This window comes from Streptomyces sp. NPDC002853 (assembly GCF_053591915.1).
This window is the reverse complement of sequence record NZ_JBSFUS010000017.1, coordinates 66,552-85,113: the sequence shown is the minus strand read 5'-3', so window position 1 is coordinate 85,113 and position 18,562 is coordinate 66,552. Positions and strand designations below refer to the sequence as shown.

The 18,562-nt window shown below is 67.4% G+C and carries 16 protein-coding genes; 5 read left to right on the top strand and 11 right to left on the bottom strand.

The genetic code is table 11. The features are described from left to right. Window positions 1-207: 207 nt before the first annotated feature. The 4 genes from ACWD02_RS37880 to ACWD02_RS37865 all read right to left on the bottom strand — a co-directional run bounded on the left by ACWD02_RS37880 (window position 208) and on the right by ACWD02_RS37865 (window position 6,743). Window positions 208-702: an immunity 26/phosphotriesterase HocA family protein gene (locus tag ACWD02_RS37880; protein ID WP_451219858.1), complete on the bottom strand. Its 495-nt coding sequence runs from the start codon at window positions 700-702 to the stop codon at window positions 208-210. A gap of 40 nt (window positions 703-742) precedes the next feature. After that, on the bottom strand, window positions 743-5,266 hold the full coding sequence (locus tag ACWD02_RS37875) for a DUF6531 domain-containing protein (protein WP_451219855.1): 4,524 nt from the start codon (window positions 5,264-5,266) through the stop codon (window positions 743-745). 114 nt (window positions 5,267-5,380) lie between these two features. After that, window positions 5,381-6,022 carry a hypothetical protein gene (locus tag ACWD02_RS37870; protein ID WP_451219853.1) on the bottom strand — a complete coding sequence of 214 codons (642 nt, stop codon included), beginning with the start codon at window positions 6,020-6,022 and terminating at the stop codon, window positions 5,381-5,383. A gap of 238 nt (window positions 6,023-6,260) precedes the next feature. Further along, window positions 6,261-6,743, bottom strand: a complete 483-nt coding sequence (locus ACWD02_RS37865) for a hypothetical protein (protein ID WP_451219850.1) — start codon at window positions 6,741-6,743, stop codon at window positions 6,261-6,263. A 190-nt stretch (window positions 6,744-6,933) separates the two neighbouring features. Here ACWD02_RS37865 and ACWD02_RS37860 point away from each other — a divergent pair, with 190 nt between their 5' ends. Further along, the gene (locus tag ACWD02_RS37860) at window positions 6,934-7,617 is read left to right on the top strand and encodes a hypothetical protein (protein WP_451219847.1); all 684 of its coding nucleotides are present in this window, start codon (window positions 6,934-6,936) and stop codon (window positions 7,615-7,617) included. Further along, entirely contained in the window at window positions 7,617-8,645 is a 1,029-nt protein-coding gene (locus ACWD02_RS37855; protein ID WP_451219844.1) for a hypothetical protein, read from the top strand. The genes ACWD02_RS37860 and ACWD02_RS37855 overlap by 1 nt, the downstream gene beginning before the upstream one ends. Here the strand turns inward: ACWD02_RS37855 and ACWD02_RS37850 are convergent. Further along, window positions 8,635-9,450, bottom strand: a complete 816-nt coding sequence (locus ACWD02_RS37850) for a hypothetical protein (RefSeq protein ID WP_451219841.1) — start codon at window positions 9,448-9,450, stop codon at window positions 8,635-8,637. The two genes, ACWD02_RS37855 and ACWD02_RS37850, sit on opposite strands and share 11 nt — an antisense overlap. Before the next feature lie 271 nt (window positions 9,451-9,721). On the opposite strand from ACWD02_RS37850, the gene ACWD02_RS37845 reads away from it, so the two are divergent. From ACWD02_RS37845 to ACWD02_RS37835, 3 genes are all read left to right on the top strand, one after another. Then, entirely contained in the window at window positions 9,722-9,982 is a 261-nt protein-coding gene (locus ACWD02_RS37845; protein ID WP_451219838.1) for a hypothetical protein, read from the top strand. A gap of 429 nt (window positions 9,983-10,411) precedes the next feature. Next, window positions 10,412-12,733, top strand: a complete 2,322-nt coding sequence (locus ACWD02_RS37840; protein WP_451219837.1) for a hypothetical protein — start codon at window positions 10,412-10,414, stop codon at window positions 12,731-12,733. Further along, window positions 12,723-14,243: a hypothetical protein gene (locus ACWD02_RS37835; protein ID WP_451219834.1), complete on the top strand. Its 1,521-nt coding sequence runs from the start codon at window positions 12,723-12,725 to the stop codon at window positions 14,241-14,243. Before ACWD02_RS37840 ends, ACWD02_RS37835 begins: the two co-directional genes overlap by 11 nt. 28 nt (window positions 14,244-14,271) lie before the next feature. Here ACWD02_RS37835 and ACWD02_RS37830 read toward each other — a convergent pair whose 3' ends face one another. The 6 genes from ACWD02_RS37830 to ACWD02_RS37805 form a co-directional block, all read right to left on the bottom strand. Beyond that, the gene (locus tag ACWD02_RS37830; RefSeq protein WP_451219832.1) at window positions 14,272-14,922 is read right to left on the bottom strand and encodes a hypothetical protein; all 651 of its coding nucleotides are present in this window, start codon (window positions 14,920-14,922) and stop codon (window positions 14,272-14,274) included. Window positions 14,923-14,924: 2 nt separating this feature from the next. Continuing rightward, a complete protein-coding gene (locus ACWD02_RS37825) occupies window positions 14,925-15,551 on the bottom strand; it encodes a hypothetical protein (protein WP_451219829.1) in 627 nt (208 codons plus the stop codon). Window positions 15,552-15,570: 19 nt separating this feature from the next. Beyond that, window positions 15,571-16,269: a hypothetical protein gene (locus ACWD02_RS37820; protein ID WP_451219826.1), complete on the bottom strand. Its 699-nt coding sequence runs from the start codon at window positions 16,267-16,269 to the stop codon at window positions 15,571-15,573. A gap of 23 nt (window positions 16,270-16,292) precedes the next feature. Further along, window positions 16,293-17,681: a hypothetical protein gene (locus ACWD02_RS37815; RefSeq protein WP_451219823.1), complete on the bottom strand. Its 1,389-nt coding sequence runs from the start codon at window positions 17,679-17,681 to the stop codon at window positions 16,293-16,295. 3 nt (window positions 17,682-17,684) lie between these two features. Beyond that, on the bottom strand, window positions 17,685-18,008 hold the full coding sequence (locus tag ACWD02_RS37810; RefSeq protein WP_451219820.1) for a hypothetical protein: 324 nt from the start codon (window positions 18,006-18,008) through the stop codon (window positions 17,685-17,687). Between the two features lie 141 nt (window positions 18,009-18,149). Continuing rightward, a complete protein-coding gene (locus ACWD02_RS37805; RefSeq protein WP_365823753.1) occupies window positions 18,150-18,452 on the bottom strand; it encodes a WXG100 family type VII secretion target in 303 nt (100 codons plus the stop codon). Between the last annotated feature and the right edge of the window lie 110 nt (window positions 18,453-18,562).

Genomic DNA, 18,562 nt, shown 5'->3' with positions numbered 1-18,562 from the left:
GGCAGCGGCACGGTGAACTCCGGTCGGACCGACCTGTCGTGCGGCCGCTCCAGGGCGTCACCGGCATCCGCCGGGCAGCCCGGCCACGACGGGGGCCGATGCGTACCAGGGCCGTGCCATCACCATGCGGGAATTTTCGCCCACTTGAATCCAGGAGTACCTCGTCGGACCGGTGCGGTGCGGGCCAACCGCCACCTGTTCAGGGGCCTACTTTTCTTCCCGGTGACGTCCCACCACGGGATTACCCGCGAGCGCTTCGTCAACTTCGTGCTGGAAGTACTCGAAGTTGGAGAGAGCGAAAACTCCGCAAGGGTCGGCACGTTCAGAGATGCGGCGATCGTTCTCGTCGACGTAGTCCTTGTAGTACGCGTCATAGAAACAGTGCTGCTTCAGGAGATCATCCGGAGTCAGTTCCGCATGCGTGACCGTCCGGAAGTACCCCTTGGACCAAACCCAGCCCATGGTGAAGAAGGGCGGCATGAGCAGGCGGTCCGGAGTGAGTTGTGTCAGGTCGGGATTTTGATCGGCCGACGGAACGTCATAGACATACGCGAGGATTCCACCGGGGAACCGCGCCTGAGGAGTGCTCTCCCCGACCTTGACGATGCGGCCGAAACGGTAGCTCTCGTCCTCCAACTGGAGGACGAACACGTCACCCGCCGCGTGCTGCCTGCGCTGACCCTTCATCTTCTTCAATGCCATTAGCTACATCCTTGTCGTTCATCCATGACGCCCGAAGACGTCACGACATGAATATTCTTCCCCACCTCAGAGCCGCATTGAAATGCGACCTCTTCGGCGATATGGAGTTGATCTGCCCGATGGGTACACCGTTCTTGCTCCTGCTGAACCCCGATGCACGGACATCGTGAATGAGGCCCTGCTCGATCGCTCTGGCCTGCCACTTCTTGAGGCCGGCGGCTCCGGGGACCTGAACGAGCTGCGTGATCCCATAGTTCTTGGCTATGTGCTGGGCCTCTCGACGGGCCAGGTTGTTGGTGATGCCGGCGTAGATGATGTTCTGGTTGGCGTCAAGTCCATGGTAGACGAGGTATCCACCCTGACTGTTGCGCAACTGCCAGGCCTTGCGCGCCAAAGTCTTCGCACAGGGGGCAAGGCCCAGTACGTCGAGCCATGCCAGCGGGTTGAGGACGAACCCGTGATTGTTGTCCTGGGGTGTCAGACCCAGCGGATCGGGGGACGTGTACTGAACTGACTCAGGGTCGTAGTAGCGCGCGAAATTGTAATGCCACTGCGTCTCCGCGTCGAGATACTGCCCCGGGAAACGCAAGGGACATGAAACCTCTGCGGGTGCTGTTCCTGCCGGCCCGCCCCACAAGTAAGTATTGTTCCGCCAACGTATCTCCCCGTTCGGCGAAACCAACTCCGTCGGCGTCCCGACCGAATTGGCGACGATCGCATAGAACTCTTCGTCATACGCGTCCTGCGAGGGGTTCTGATCAATCTGGAAGACCGCCGTGTGCGAGTCCGGCTCATACTCCCAGGTTCGGGTCTCCCCGCTGATGGCGGACGACTCCTCGGCCAGGTTCTCGCCGTCCCAGACAAAGAGGACGTGATCATCCGGGTTTTCACCCCCGGAGGTATTCCGTTTGGCGATACGACGGCCGAGTGGGTCGTACTCATAGGTCCAGTGCTCCCCCTCCGGTGTTTCGACAGCCACGAGCCGGTTCTCGGCATTCCACCCGTACGACCAGATCTTCCGCAGTCCCGACAGAGTGCGGCGGATGCGCCTGACGACCCGCCCCTCGGCGTCGTGCTCGTATGTCGAGCGGCCTGTTCGCTTGACCAGCGTGCCCCGCGTTTCCCGGACGTCCGGTTCGACGGCCGGGGACGTGCCCGTCGCCGCGGCGGCGATGTTTCCCATGGCGTCATAGCCGTAGCGCTCGTGCCACGAAGGACCATCCACGGCGGTCACACGGCCCGCCCCGTCAAGCGTGTAATCCCGCGTACCAGTGCGCAGTTCATCGACTGAGGAGAGCAGGCCACCAGACGCGTAGGCATAACGCCGACGTTCGAGCACATCGGCCCCGCGGTCGCCAGCGTTCGTAAGGTGACCATGACCGGCTGTGCGGAGCAGGCTTTGTTCCTTCAGGTGATGGCCCGGCTGCCAACTCTGAGCGAGGAGCGCCCCGGTTCCCAGGCTGCGTTCCACCTCTCGGCCCACGCTGTCGTAACGGAACAACAGAGCGTGGGGGCCGACGGCCAAACTGGTGGGCCGGCTCTCCGTGTCGTACGCCCATCGGGATACCGCCCCCGACGGGGTGCCGCGTTCGGTGCGGCGCCCCAGAGCGTCGTACCGGGATACAACGGACCGCCCGTTGACCGTCTCCTTGATGATCCTGCCGAGCGGATCGCGCTCCAGGGCTACTACAGCGCTCGCGTTCCGAGCCCAGGTGACCTGGCCGGCCGCGTTGTAACGGTATGTGGACACCTCACCGTCCGGTGTGTGGCGTCCGACGATGTTCCCCACGGCATCGAGGGTGAAGTCGACGGCTTCGCCTGCCCCGTTCTCCCGCCGTGTGAGTCGGCCGGACGCGTCGTAGCTGTACTTCCGGGTGACGTCGTCGAAATCCGATTCGGCGACCAGCCGGCCCGCGGCATCGAAGTCGTATGTCCAGCTACGTCCCCCCGGGCTGGTCACGGCAATCAGACGCTGTTCGGTGTCATAGACGTACCGGTGTACCGAGCCGTCCGGGTTCCGGCGTGACGCAGGCAGGTCAAAGGCACCGATCTCGTGTTGCGTCGTGCCCTGGAAGGGATCGTGGTGGGCGAGTTCGTTGCCCTCCGCGTCCCACTCCCACGTCTCACGGCTGCCGTCCGCGTGCTCGTGGAAGGTCGGCCGTCCCTCAATGGTGAAGCCCATGCGCGTACGTTGCCCGGACGGGTCCACCAACTCGGCGACACGGCCGAAAGCGTCACGCACACATGCGGTGGTGGCGCCCTGGGAGTCGGTCAACGACAGTGGCAGGCCCGCGAGATCGGATGTCAGGGTGCGGACATGGCCGTCGGCATCGGTGTGTGACGAGAGTCCCCCGTGCTCGCTGTACGTGAAGTGGGTGACCGCCCCGGACGGGTCAACCGCCTCGACAAGGTTGCCACCACCGTCGTACCGCTGCAGCCATACCGCGCCGTCGTCCTCCACCATGCGCTCGGGCAGACCGAGCGCCCCGTACTCGGTCGCGGTGAGCGACCCGTCCGGGAGACGCAGCGACGTGGTCCGGCCGAAGTCGTCGTACTCGAACTCGGTGACCTGGCCCAGCGGGTCGGTCTGCGTCAGGAGCGCGTCGTACCGATCCCAAGTTCTGGCCGTGAGGTGGCCAAGAGGGTCCGTCTCTTCGACCAGTTGAAATGCGTCGTTGAACTTGTACCGAGTGCGGTGGCCAAGCGAGTTGGTGGCAGTCGTGGTGCGATTCGCCTCGTCGTAGGCGTATGTGTAGTCGAGAATTCCATCGATTCCCCGCGAGGCGACACATCGTCCGGCATCGTCGTAGGTGTAGCGGTACCAGCTGCCGATTCGGTCGTCCCAGCCCGTGATGCGGTGATGGGCGTCATAGGTGAACCTGAGCGGCACCCCGGAGGAGTTGTAGATCTCCGCGAGGTTGCCTCGATCGTCGTACGCGTAGCGCACCAGCGTCGGCTGGTCGGCGGCGCTGGTCAGCGTCAGCGCGGTGACGCGTCCGGCTTCTGTGGCCACACCGATCCGATAGCCGCCGTGATGGGTGACCTCGACGGGCATCCCTTCCCGGTCGTACGTGATCCTGACGGTGTTGTCGTTGCGGTCCCTGATCTCGGACAGGGGAAGCTCGGCCGACGCCCCGCCGTTCAGCGGGCGGAAGCGAAGCGTGAGCCCGGTGTCAGGGCGCCCCACCGTGATCCAGCCGTCCTGAGAACCATCCCATTCGAGTGGCCATCGCGGGCCTTCCACAGGCAGAACCGGCAGGCCCGCATCAGGTACGGGATAGTGCAACACCATTCCGTCATCGGCTATGAACCGGACACCGGTCGCGTCCAGCAACAGGCGTTGATCAAGCGTCGAGGACCAGCTCGGACCGAAGAAGCGACCGGAGCGAAGACTGCTTCGATGGTTCCTCTCGAGAACGAGAGGCAAGACGCCGGGCAGCGAGACGTCGGTGGCGGACATGACCATCTCGCCGGTGGACACGTCCACCGGGTCACCGCAAGTGAAGAGTTTCTTGATGCTCCGGGCACCCTGCCGCGCGCCCTTCCCCAGCCCCTTGGCACCGAGGGCCAGACCCTTGAGTCCGCTCTTCAAGCCCTTCATGCCCTTGGCGAGGCCGCGGAGGCTGGTGAGGCCCTTCATGCCGGGGATGCAGTCCAGGGCGGCGAAAGCGACGTCGAGTAGGCCTGCTTCTCCATTCGCGTATTTATGAAGGGTGTCGGCCAGGACCACCAGGGCCGCGATCAGGACGATCGCGCCCAGGATCGGGCCGCCGATGATCATGGCGATGACGCCGAGTACGGCGACGACGACCTTGCAGACGGCGACGATGGTGTCCCAGTTGTCGGTGACCCAGTCCCCGACCTCTTCCCACCACTTGCGGTTCTGGATGCCCGCGTCGGAGGCCTCTTCGAGCTTCTTCTTCGCCGTCCCGGCCGCGTTCTCGCGCATCTTGCGGGCGTCCTCGGCCATCTTCTTCGCGGCATCGAGGTGGCTCTTGGCGGCGGAGACGTCCGACTTGGCGGCGGTCTGGGCCTTCTCGGCGGAGTTGGCGTTGCGGGTGGCGGCCTTGACCTTGTCCGGGTCGGGCTTGGGCACGTCCTTGCCGGCCTTGCTGCCGCCGTCGTCGTCCTTGTACTTGTCGGCTTCCTTGCCCGCCCGGTCCACCCAGGAGTCGGCCGAGGTCAGGCGGGACTGGGCGGCGCTCAGGCTGGTCTGCGCCTCGCGCCCTTGGGCGAGGGCTTTGTCGGCCAGGGCCTGGGAGCGTTCCAGCTCCGGCCAGTAGGAGGAGAGGGCGTCACCCGCCATCTCGTAGCTCTTCTTGAGCTTCTTCAGCTTGCCCGGCGCGTCCTCGAACTCCGCCGTGAAGGACTCCGCCGTCTTGCCCGCCCAGGTGAGGATCGCATCCTCACCCGCCATCCCCTTGATGTCGCGAAGAACCTTCGACACGTCATCGGCGAAGTCGTGCAGGTTCTTCGCCAGGTTGCGGACGCGGTGCGGATCGCCGGGAGTTGGGTCCTTGTCCAGGTCCAGGACATGCCAATCCGCCGGACGATTCCCCGCCATGCCTCAACCCCCGCCGCTTCCGCCCCACAAGTACCCGTACGCACATGCGAAGTTACTAGCTGCGTACGGGATACGGGAAGGCGGCAGGGCCGCAGCGTCAGGCCCCTGGCGCGCCTAGTCCGCAAAGCGGAACGTCGAGGTCACCGCGTCGAAGATGTCGAAGAAGGAGTCGGCGAGGTCCAGGACTTGGCTGCTGCCCGCCACCAGTGCCACCTTGCCCTCCTGGCCCGGCACCGGGATGAACGTCTGCATCAGTACGACGCGCATCGTGCGGTCGTCGCCCGGGACCGAGACGTCCTCGATGCCGTACGTGCGCGCGGCGAGGCCCACGCCCGGGATGTCGACCGTCGTCACCTTGCGGTACGTGTCGCCCTCGCGCTTGGCCTCCCGTACGCCGAGCTGGGCCACGATCGCGGCGGGGTCGGTCGGCATCACGTCACCGTTCGACGTACGGGCGCCGACCAGGGAGACCGTGACCGAGCCGGTGATCGGCACGTCGCCGCCGAAGCTCTCCGCCATGCAGCCGCAGTACAGGGCGCCGGACTGCCACGCCTCCTTGGACGCCTTGCGCAGGAAGCCCTCGAAGGTGTTGCGGTGCGGCTCGAGCTCGGGGCGTTCGCGTATGCGGTCGTTGATCATCTGCCGGATGCCGGCGTCGCGCGACTCCGGCCGGACGTCGAACTCCCACCAGGTCTCGGGCACCTTGATGCTGAAACCGCCGCGGGCGATGGTCTGAGCTTCGGTGTAGCGGGCCATGCTGTTGTCCCCGTCCCCATTGTCGTCAGTCTTTGTCGTGCGTCGGCTGTCTCTGTCATCCGCCGGCTCTGGGCGTCAGCGTACGAGGCGGCAGAATCAGGCTCCGCTGCCCGGGGCTTACGGGGGCTGACCCGGCGAAAGGGTGCGTTGCAGAAAAGTCCCGCCGCGGGGAGCGGTTCGCCGCGATTCGCTGGGACTTTTCTGCAATCCGTGCACGCGCGGCGGGCCGGGGGCGGGGTTAACCGCGAGGGCCCTCCCACGTCGCCGTCAGGTCCGCACAGTGGATGGTGATCGTCGCGTCCGTCAGCTCCAGTTCGTGCGTTACGCCGCCGTCCTCCGCCTCACTCGGCAGGACTTCGTCCAGTAGCAGGGTGATTGTCTGCGTCCAGTCGATCGACCGCGCGTAGTCGATGGCGAAGTGGGTGACGCCGGTGTATTCGATGCGTAGGGCTTCGTCGTGTTTCCACTTGTTTGGGGCGAATGTGAGTACTGCCGTCTCCCCCGTGCCGTGCGTTGTCTGCACGGGGAGGGTGATGTTCGTGAGCTCCAGGTCCTTTACGCAGCGGAGGCCGGAGAAGGTGTAGTGCTCCGGGTCGGAGGCAAAGGCCCATGCCCCATCGGGCAATGCTTCTCGGAGGGTGGGCAGCACCGCCAGGTATTCACGTGGGTCGACTCGAAAGCCGTGCCATTCGTCGTCCCAGTCGGCCAGCATATACTTCATTTGGTGGAGCTTTCCATTCCGGAAGACTGAGCGGGCCATACGTCCGGGCTACGACCGAACTAGGCCGGTTTGTACGGCCATTCGCAACACGAGACTTTCACTACTCCGCAAAGTTAACCCTGGCGAAGGCATTGACCACTTCAGTACCTTCGGATGGCTTGTAGAACTGTCGCCCCACCGGGAGTCATACGTGAACCGCAGTCGCGCCCTGCCCGCCGCCGTCGTCTCGCTGACGGCTGCCACCGCTCTGCTCCTGACCGGATGCGGGGGTGGCGGTGACGACAAGGACTCGGGCAACGACAAGATCGCCGGGGCAGATGAGGGGGGCTCGAAGAAGTCTGCGTCGCCCAGCGACAAGACGAACGAGGCTGCCGTCGTCGATCGGCCTGAGATGAAGTTCCCCTCCGGCGTGGACCTCAACTTCGAGAAGGCCAACGTGTCGGACGCGGCCCAGACCGCGGCCGCGAATGACGCCGAGAACTTCGTGAAGGCAATCCGGTACGGGATCGTGAAGCAGGACACGGAAGACGCCGCGTACAAGTTCTACTCGGAGTACCAGAGCCCGGCCTTCACCTACGCCAAGGATCAGATCAAGCAGCGCGTTGACGCGGGCTTCACGATCACCGGAGAGATGCGCTTCACCGACATCAAGGTCGAGCCGGTCAAGGACAAGAAGTCGACGGTCGTTTCCTTCTGCAGCGACAGCAGCAAGTTGTACAGCAAGGAAGTCAAGACCAAGAAGGTGCACCACACGGAGGAGAGCATCAGTGACTTCGACTCCTGGCAGGTCCTCATGACCGCGTCCGACAGCAACAAGGGACTGTGGCGGGCCAAGCAGGTCGAGGTGGCGACCAAGGCGAAGGAGTGCAGGTGATGGCATCGCGCAGAGCTTCACTGCTGGTTGCAGCCTGCTCGACATCGCTCATATTTGTGGCGGTCGGCCCCGCGGGCACCGCGGCAGCCGGTGAGGACGGGCCCACGAACGGCACCACCTCGGCGAAGAAGGAGGGCGACACCCTGACCGCCCTCGCGAAGATCACCTACAGGTCCTCCGGCGGCGGTAAGGGCGGCGGTCCCATCACTTCTGTCGACACCAACTGGACGCCGCCTGCCTGCTGGTACGCGCCGGAGTGGAAGGCCGGCGAGTTCCGGGACTACCGCCAGCGGCTCTACTTCACCGCTCGGCACGACCCGGACGCCCCACGAGACGTGCTCGGCGACATGTCCGACCAGAACCAGGCGTACGCAAAGGACGGCTACAACGTCGACAAAGAAAAGGACGGCATGTGGTGGGGGGCCCAGCAGAACCCCAACGCCTCGATGGCTGACCAGTTCGCCTGCGACAGGGAGCCGTTCTGGGTCGAGAACGGTGAGACACCCGATGTGCCGCAGGCCATCAAGCCCGAGATCCTCGCCGAACTCGCCTACAACCAGATCAAAGTCCCCGGCACCAAAGTCACCCTCGCCCCCGACGGGCCCTCCAAGGTGAACCTCCCCACCTGGGCGTGGCTCGACAAGGGGGACTTCCAGCCCGTGTCCGTCACCGCCTCGCTCGACGTGCCCGGTCTGCACATCGAGGCCACGACGACCGCGAAGCCGACCGCGCTCAGCATCAAGCCGGGTACGGAAGACGCCGTCCGCATTCCCGCGTCCGGGAAGTGCGAGATGAACGACGACGGTTCCATCGGGGAGCCGTACGCGAAGGGCAAGGCGGACGAGGAGCCGCCCTGCGGCGTCACCTACCAGCGCTCGTCCGGCAATGGGACGTTCAACCTCCAGGCCACCGCTACCTGGGACGTCACCTGGACCGGCACCGGCGGTACGGGAGGTGACCTCCCGGACGGCGAGTACGGTAACGATCAGCCGGTCACCGTCGAGGAAGTGCAGTCCGTCAACCGCTGATCACACGGGGCTGGTCGGCGCGCAGCCGTGCCCCCGCCAACGCGAGCAGGTCCTCCAGTTCGATCTCGCGCGGCGTGACAGCGTCGACCGCGTCAGGGTCGGGCGGAGGGCCTGCTGATGTGCCCCACTCCGCGATGAGCCACGGGCCGGCGTGCCACTCGGCCCGCCACACCTCCCCGTGGCGATTCTCGAACTCCACGAAGCTGCCGGGGGCGTTCTCCAGTTGGCGTAGTTCCTCTGCTAGGCGGTGCTCCTCGCTGTAACCCCGGCCCGGGTTGGTGCTCCGGCTCCGCGTACGGGTGTTGGCGTAGCGCATCTTGAGGTACGGGACCGGTTTACGGCGGTCGAAGTCCGCGAGCCGCAGCATGCGGTAGCGCGTGATCGACTCGGGGAGTGACTCCGTGCCGGAGAACTCGTGGGCGTACGCCGGAAACACGAGGCGTACGTGCTGGGTCAGGTCGGGGTTTTCCACGCGGTAAAAGCCATGGACCTCGGGAGCTACGCCAACGACCACGTCGAAGGCGTCCCTCGCGGCAGCCATAGGCGGGGCGAAGCCGCTCGCCGTGCCGAGACGGGGGTTGCGGGCGAAGATTTCCGGCTCACGATCCCTTGCGAACTGCAGGGTGGCAGCGGCTAGTTCATGGTCGAACGGGTCGGGGCCGCTCAGTTGCAGCAGGCGGTGCCCGTCGGCGGAGAGGGCACCGGCGAAGTTCACGGTGCGTACCGGTGACCAGGACCATGCGTCGGGCAGGCCGGGGAGGGGGGCCACGTTCTTGAAGCCGTGCACCACTGTGCGGATATCCATGGGTCCGAGCATGCCTCGTTCGTCCGCTACCGGTGCCTGATGGGCCGTTATTCCGGTAAGCAACAGCTATACCGAAAACCTTGAAGTAAATGGAAGCCATAGGTTGGCAAGGGGAGAGGGGAGAAGTTCTGGTGGGGGCGGCCCACTAGGACCAGTAGTCGTAGGCCCGTTCACCGCCCCTTCACATTCAGCGTTGCATTACCTTCCCTCAGCCCTCCTTCGCTCAAGCAAGCACCCGGCCCGCCTAATAGCGGGACCCGAGGGACACCACGTGAGCGACCTACGCCTCGACGACACGATCTTCGAAGAGCTGCGGAAGACGTTTTCCACGGTCAGCGATCGTATGGACGCCGCCCGACGCACCCTCCGTGGAACGGATGGCTCCGTCGTCGGCGCGGGCAAGCTCGTCGAGGACCTGCACGAGTTCGCCGATGAGTGGGGCTACGGCGTCAAGCAGCTCGGCAAGCACACGTACGGCGCCGCTAATGGACCGAGTTCTGCGACATCATGGCGGCCGTCCTCCGGACGGTGAGCTTCGCAGAACCCGTGGAGGACGAACTCGTGGGGGACGAAGAGGAGATCCGGAGGACTTCCCGGCGCCGGGCTCCCCGACCTCGGCCCCTGCGGCACCCGGCTCCGCGGCCTGATCCGCCAAGGAGTCGTCTTCACGATCCTGAGGCCCGCACCACCGCCCAGCGGATGACGGTCATGGCCTTCGCCGCCGCACATTCCGCTGCCGGTACGCCCCTCGTCACGCGGGGCCCCGACGGCGATTTCGTCGTCACGATTCGGTCCTCGGATGTTGTCAGCCCGTCCCAAGGACTCTGCGAGGGCTTGCAGAGCATGGTCACGGGAGCGGGTGGTGAGGAGATCAAGGAGCCATACGCGGCCGGCTCCCTCGCCCCCTCCCGTAACAGAGCCCCCATGGAAACGCTCCCGTCGCGACAGTAAAGTGCGGCCAATGAGCAACGGGGTGGCACAGCGGAGAGTGGCTCAGGCGAGCGTGGCGCGGGTGCGAGTGGCGCGGGTGCGAGTGGCGCGGGCGAGCGTGGCGCGGGTGCGAGTCGCACAGGTGAGACCTGTGGGCGGGGTCGGCTGCCTGGCGGCCGACGTTGCCGGGCGGGGGCGGCCGCAGCGGGGCCGTTTCTTCGCGTTGCTCACCACCCTCTGCACCCTCTCCCTCCTTCTCCTTCTCCTTCTCGGCGGGGCAGCACCTGCGCTCGCGGCTCCCGCCGAGAAGGACGGCACCGCCCCCACCCAAGCCGCCGCCCTCGCCGGCCTCCTCCGCTCCGACCCCGTCCACGTCACCGACCAACTCCCCCGCGAGATTCCCCGCTCCACCGCCCCCGAGTTCAAGAAGCTGGCCAAGCGGACCAAGGTCCCCACCTACGTTCTTGTGCTGCCCAGCCAGAACAACGGCGGTGACCGGCTGCTCGCGGCCGTGCATGACCGGCTCGGGCGGGACGGGCTCTATGTGCTCGTCGACGACATGGGCGTCGCCGACGCCGCCGCCTTCGGGGTGCGGGCGCCCGCCGATGACGCGTCCACCGTGGCACTCTATGAACTCCCTTACGACGCCGGCCCCTTGCTCAGCTTCGAGCGGTTCACCGACGTCATCGCGCTCGGCAGCAAGAAGGCCGCCGAGCGTGCGGAGGCCGCCCGCGAGAAGTACAGCGGCGACAACGGTGAAGAAGTCGACAAGATGCACATCGGCCCCACCGACCGCGACAACCAGTCCTTCGCCACAGGCATCGCCCTCACCGGCGTACCGCTGCTGATCCTCGCCCTCAGCCCGTACATTCGGCGCTACGTACGCCGATCGCGCAGCCGACAGCAGCAGCACCATCACCACCACTCGGGCCCCGAGAGCGGCGATGGGCGTGGCAGCGGCAGTGGCAGTGGCAGCGGCAGTGAGCAACTCGGTGCTTCGCGGCGCTACTTCACGCCCTTCCGCGTCGAAATCGGCGTAGCCGTACTCGCCGCCGGGGCCGTCGCCCTCTCCGCGTTCCTCGCCTTCCACCAGGACACGGCCGGCTCCTCGCCGAGGCCCATCGCCTCCGACCTGTCGAGCCGCGTCGAGCGGGTCGCCGCCGGGCTGAAGCAGGGCGGGCCGATCTACAGCGATCCCGAGAGCCCGCACCTCCTCGACTCCAAGCAGCGGAGTGAACTACGGGGCCGGATCAGCGAGTTCGGCCGCGGGCCCGTCCACGTCGTCCTCGCGCCGCAGCTCAGCGAGGACGAGTCCGGGGGCGAGACCGAGATCTTCGTGGAGGCCGTGCGGCAGAAGCTGGGAGCGAAGGGCGACCACGGCGTGTACGTCGTCGCGGATCCTCTCGGCGGGTCCATCGACGTCGTCACCTACGACGTACGCATCGACGCGAACCTCGTCGCCTTCGACATCCCCGACTCCATCCGTTACGGCGATGACGACGACCGCTCCACCGATCACCGGCTCGGCGAGCGGCTCGACGACCTGATCACCTTCCTGGACAAGGCGCCGCGTACCGCCCACCCGGAGACCTCCTCCCTCGGCATGGACGACGCCCCCGAGCCCGTCGAGGAGGAAACACTCTCGCCGCTCTTCTCCGGTGATTTCTGGCCGGGTCTCCTCGTCGGCGCGTTCGCCGCGGCGTTGCTCTTCGTAGTCGTCGCCTCGGTGCTCGGGCTGCTGCGCCTTGCGGTGCCGGGGCTCAGGCAGGCGCCGGTCAGCACCGTTTCGCCCGATGGAGTCCTCACCTTCACGGCGCCGCCGAATCCCTCCCTCGGATACCTGCGCCAGACGGCTCGTGACGAACTCGACGCGCTGGCGCGCGAGTTCGACGCAGAAGCCACGCTCCGGGCCGCCGTCCGGACCCGCGTCTGGGACTGCCTCGACACCGCGACGCTCCTCGCCGACCGTGACCCCGACGGCCACGTCGACGACGACACCGCGCCCGCCGACCTCGCCGCCGCGATCGTCCTGGCGCGGGTCGGCCGGGGCGCGCTCGTCGGTGCGGACAAGCCTTGCTGTGCGCTCAATCCGCTGCACGGCCCGGCCTCGGGGTGGCGCGACGCGCAGTACTCGCCGGACGAACAGCGCCTGCGCACCATCCCGGTCTGCGCGGAGTGCCGCGTCAGGGTCGGCGTGCAGCCACGCCTCGCCTGGACACTCCGGCTGACGCTGCCGGGGGCGAGCCGCTCGGGGCGTGTGCCGTACGAGGAGGCGGCGGGGCCGTTGCCCGCCATAGTCAACGGAGTTCCTCAACTCATCCGCGAGGTACGGGAGTACGCCGGTGTTCAGTGAGCGGGCGAGGGGCCGGAAGGGCGCGATCGGCGGCCGAGGGGGCGTTGGCGCGGGCGTAAGCGCGGGTGCGGGTGCGGGCGCGGGCATCGGCCTGGGCACGGGCATGGGCACGGGCACGGGCACGGGCACGGGCACGGGCATGGTGGCGCGCTTCGCGGCGGTGATGGCCCTCTCCCTCGCCACGCTGCTGGCCACGGTCACGCCCTCCGTCGCCCAGGCGCCGACCACCCCCGCCGCCCAAGCACCGGACGCCCCCAGCCCCAGCCCCGGCCAGAAAGTCGCCGCCGCCCTGCGCACGTCACCGGTGTACGTCGACGCCGCGTACGCCGACTCCGTTCCACCCGCCCGCCGGAAGCAGCTCGTCCGGCAGATCGAGAAGACCGGCCTGCCGATCAAGGTGGCCCTGGTGCCGCTGGTCCAGGGCGACGCGTACGACGGTGAGTCCGATGCCTTCGCCGAGGTCGTACGGGACCGCCTCGCGCAGCGCGAGCTCATCCTCGTCACGGGTGGCGACAAGTGGACCGGCGATCTGCACGGTTTCGAGTGGCCGGAGGAGAAACAGCAGGCCCGCGACGCGGTGAGCACCGTCGGTTTCCTGGCCGAGATGAAGGACGCGGGGCTCGCCGAGCAGACGGAGAAGGCGATCGAGCTGATCGCGCGGGGCGACGGCACGAAGGCGTACGAGGAGGCGACGGCCGACCTGGACGACGCGACCAGCAGCGGGAGCGACAGCAGTGGGAGCGGCAGCAGCCCGGAGGCCGCGAAGGAGGAGGACGGTTCTTGGCCGCTGCCGACCGCCATCGCACTCGCACTCGCACTCGCGGTGGTGCTCGCCGCCGGAGGGCTCTTCTTCGTGGGCGTACGCCGTCGGGGGCGCGGCAGGTCGAACCGGTACCCGAGCGCGACCGGCTCCCCCTTCGCCTTCCCCCAGGCGGTGTTCGCGGCGGCGCGTACGGCGGACGAGGGTGCGTTGCGCCGCCGGACGGAGGCGGAGGTCACCGCACTGGGTGAGGCGGCAGCGGAGTCGGCCCCGGCCTCAACACCTGGACTACAGGGCGCACTTGACGCCTACGCGGCCGCGAGCAAGGTCCTGGACTCGGCGCGCGGGCTGCCGGACCTGGCGGGCGTACTCGCTCTGGTCGCGGAGGGCCGGGACGCGCTGGCCCCGGCGGACGGCGCGGCTCGCTCGCCGCTCCCTCTCTGCTTCTTCAACCCCCTGCACGGGCGCGCGGATCTCCGCCTCCGCTGGCGCCCCCTGGGGCGCCGCGATCACCTGCACGTGGCGGCGTGCGAGGAATGCGCGACGGCAGTCCGCTCCCGCCGGGCCCCGGAGGTGCTCACCGACATCCACGAGGGCCGTTCGCTCCCGTACTTCGAGGTGCCACCCGAGCAGAGCCTGTGGGCAGCCACGGGATACGGATCCCTGCTCCGGGACACGGAACACGAGGGGCTGGCGGCTCGGGTGGGGCGAGGGGAGTTTCCCCGAGGGCGAGGGGGCGGGTCACCCTAGGAGAGGCTGACCGCTCGGGCGCTGCCCCCTATCGGGCTCCCCTGGCTCCCCTTGCCGCCCCGGCTCCCCTGCTCTTCCCCTTGCCCTTTTTGCGCAGCTTGCGCAGCCTTGCCTGCTGGGCCGCTCGGCGCTGTTCGGCGCGGCCGGCCCGTACGCGGTGCGTCGCCCAGGCCGCGGCCGCAGCCGTGACGGCGTACGCGAGGAGGGCGGGGAATGCGCCCTCGACCTGCTGGCAAGTGGTGGACGAGGAGCGGCAGTTGCGGCCGGGGAGCGCCGAGAGGATGTACAGCGTCAGGAGCAGCGGCACGGCCCAGCACACCGCGGTGGCCGTGCGGCGGGCGACTCGGCGCGGGGCTTCCGTGCCGGTGCCGGTGCCGGTGACCGTGCCCGTGCCCGTGCCCGTGACCGTGACCGTGCCCCTGCCGGTGACCCGCGCGGGGTCGGACAGTGCCAGGCCTCCGTACGCGCCGGCCACCGCCAGTGCCCCGGCCACGGCGCCGAAGACCCAGGGGCCGCCGGGCCAGTCCGCGATCAGGTCCGGGGCCTCGCGGATCACCGCGCGCCAGGCACCCTTCGCCCAGAGGAAGCCGACGACCAGGGCGGCGAGCACGACGACGAAGGCCGCGATGCCGAAGCCGTCGCGGGTCCGGGAGCGGCGGGTGCCGTCGGTGGGCGTCATCGTCAGTCCCAGTGCAGCGTGCCGGCCACCACGTCGAACAGCTCCACCATCTGGTCGGCGAGCGGGTCCACGGGGGTGGAGAAGCTCAGGAGCAGCCAGCTCTTGGTGGCGGGGATCGGCACGTAGTACGTGACGAGCGTGTTCGGCAGGGTGCTGCCCAACTGGGCGGACGCGTCCGACAGTTCCCTGCGGCGCTGGCGCACGGCGCGTCCCGCCGCCGCCAGGGTCACCACACCCAGCTCGGCGGTCTCGTCCTCCGGCTCGTCGGAACCGTCCTTGCTCGCCAGGTGCTCCGCCAGCTCCTCGGGGTCCGAGATCTTCGGCCACTCGTCGGGGCCGGGGATGCTGATGAGGAGCGAGGAGGCCAGCGGGAGCTGCCCCACCGCCAGGGTGGAGATGTAGAGCTCCGTGCCGCCGATGCCGTAGGCACCCTTGGCCTTTCGCTGCATCTCCCGCATGAACTGCTTCTTGATGTGCGGGGCGTTGTCCACGCCCCGGAACTGCTGGTCCGCGAGCGCCATGATGCCCTGGTCGCGCTGCTCGGGCGCGAGCGGCAACTGGAACCAGCCGTCGGGGACGATGACGTTGTAGTCGGAGGGCGGCGAAGTGAATTCGCTGGCGTTCTTCATCGGGTTCTGGCTCTCGAATTCACTCAGGGTGTCCGGATTCCGGCTTCGGGCCGGTCTCGTTTCCGGTCCCGCCACCGATCTCGTTTCCGTTCTCGTCCACCAGGCCCAGCCTCAGCGTCGGGACGATCTCGTCGACCCGCTGCGCGTTCTCCTCCGTCAGCTGGATCTTCTCCCACGTCGCCGTCACCACGACGAGGCTCTGCATGCCGGGCGGGAACACCGCGTACTTCACGAACTCGGTGATGCGGCGGCCCAGGCCGAGCATCCGCTTGATCTTCAGCGTCGCCTGGACCCGCATCGCGGGGCCCGCCGCCAGCTCCAGGCGGGTCACCTCCGGCTCCCCCACGACCTCGCCGTTCTCCCACTCCAGGAGCAGGGGCAGCACCTCGTCCGCCGTGGGACGCGGCACGCCCTCGTCGCCGTACGAGTCGACCATGAGGCTGATCAGGCCCTCGCCGCTCTCGGAGTAGTACGCGGCCGCCAGCGCCGGAGCGTCCTCATTGAGGTTGAGCGCCCGCTCGGCCATGTCGTCGAAGACCGCGCTCTTCTCGATCTCCAGGGAGAGCGGGTTGAGCTCGTTGACGGTCTTCGTGGCGAGCGCCTTCGCCTCGGCCTTCGAGGCCTCGCGCAGCGTCAGGTCGACCCAGCCGGGCTGGAGGTCGATGCGGACCGCGAAGTCCTCGGACAGCGCCGGGACGTCGTCGTCAGGTGTGTTCACTGCGTTCCTTCTTCGGTCTGGGCTCAGGCCACGAGCGGGTTGAGATTACCGTCAAGGCCGAGGCCGGCCAGCGTGATGCCTGCTCCGGTGACCCCCAGACGCGTGGCCGTCTTCGAGATCTGGCTCACGGCATTGACGTCGAAGTTGCCGAGTCCGGCCGCTCCCGACTTGATGGCCTTCAGGTCGGACGCGACACCGGGGTCGGCCATGGAGAACGACTTTCCGATGCCCTTGAAAGCACTTCCGCCGCCCCGCTCCGCCAGCTCGTTCCTGGCGGCCGCGAAGTTTCCGCTGCCGGGCTTGAGGGTCTTGAGATTCTTGCTCCAGGCGGCCTTCGAGAACGGCTCGGTGAAAGGCTCCTTGAGGGACTTCCAGCCCTCGCCCTTCTCCAGCTTGAACTTCTTGCCTGAGAGCTTGCGCAGGTTCTTGTTCGCCCTGGTGACCTGCTTCGTGGTCCGCGCCTTTCCGGCCCGGCCCATCTTGCCGAGCGCGTTCTTGGCGAACTTTCCCGCCACCTTCGAGAAGGCCTTGCCCACGCCCATCAGCAGGAAGCCGACCGCCGCCAGACCCACGTCCATCCAGTCCGCGTTGCCCTGGAAGACCTGGATGATGGTGCAGATCGTGGTGATCAGCGTGGCGATCATGGCTATCGCGCCCAGCACACCGGCCAACGCCTGCCCGATGACGGGAATCCAGCCGACCACCAGCGAAAGGATTCCGCAGACGGTGGAGATCAGCTCCGTCACCGACTTGATGTCGTCGACGAGGGTCTCCCAGAACCCGTCCTTCAACGAGTCGTCCGCGATGACATCCTCGATCGCGTCACGTGCCCGCTTCGCCGCGTCGTCGCGGACCTTCCTGGCCTGGGCGATCTTGTTTCTGGCGGCCTCGATCTCGTCGCCCGCGGCGTCCCGCGCCTCCTCCAGCTTCTTCTTGTCGTCCTTCCCGTCCCCGCCGCCCTTGTCCTTGTCCTTGTCGGACAGGCCGTCCAGGCTCTTCTGACTCGCGCTCTTGCGCTCGTCCGCGTCCTGGGCCTCCTTGAGCGCCAGGTCCGCCATCTCCTGGGCCCGGTTGAGGTCCGACGCGTAGTTCTTCGGCTTGGCGTGCAGCTTGTCGTCGAACCTGCCGCCGACCTCGGTGACCTCGCTGCCGAAGGCGTCCGCCGCCGTGTCGTAGCGCTTGAAGGCGGCTTCCAGCTTCTTTACGTTGCCCTGGGCCTTCTCGCGGAACTCCTTGCCGGCCTTGCTGTCCCAGGCCTCCACCTCGGAGACCGCCTTGATGTTCCTGATCTGCTTCTCGAGCTCGTCGGCGGTCTTGCGGAGCTTCTTCCCCAGGTTCGCGACCCGGTCGGCGTCGCCGGGGATGGGGTCGCTGTCCGCGACCGGGTGCCAATCGCGTGGGCGTCCGGCCATGGGTCAGCCCTTCTTCTTCGACTTGGGGTCGTCCGCGCCGCGGATCGCCTCGGCCAGCTGATGGTCGATGTCCTCGTACGCTTCGGCGGCGGCCTTGGCGATCTGCGCGAGCGCGTCGACCTCGTCCGTCAGCCTCTTGCGGCTCAACTTCCAGTTGTCGGCGAAGTCCCCGAACTTGTCGGCGAGATCGCCGTTCCCGAAGTCGTCCTCGTACTGACCACCGAGATCTTCCAGGCCGTCGAAGGCCTTCTTCACGTTGTTGAGCCCGGTACCCATGCCCTTGATCACGTCAAGGTCCAGCTTGGCCCGGTCGCCACCGCCACCCACAGCGCCCCCATGTATCGCACCACGACATACGACCGGTGCGATGGGCCGCCGTGGAAAGCGGCGGTCCATCGCACCGGGTTGCTCCCTGCCCGAGGGCCGGATCACTCGTCCTGGGGTCACCTCACGCGCCCCAGGGCAGGATCACTTGCCCTTGACGCCCTTGGCGAGGTCGTCGTCCAGGTCCTCGTACGCCTTCGCGGCGCTGGTCAGGAACTTGCCCATGCCCGTGAGGCCCTCGATGGTGTCCTTGGCGCCCTTCTTGAACTCCTTGAAGGAGTCCTCGAAGGCCTGCGAACCCTTGCGAGTCGTGTAGCCGTTCTTCACCAGGTTCTCGACGAAACGCTCGAGAGCGTCGAGCTTCTCGTCGATCTTGTCCTTGGCGTCGTTCAGCTTGCCCGCCGCGGTCCGCATCTCCTCATAGGTGATATCGGCGTCTTTGGCCATGTGGCTTCACATCCAATCCAACTCGCCGCAGGGCCATCCCCCTTGGCTCCTCCGTGCGGGCCGCGCGAAGGCCGTCCGGCCGTTCATGCGATCTTCCGCTCTTGGTGCAG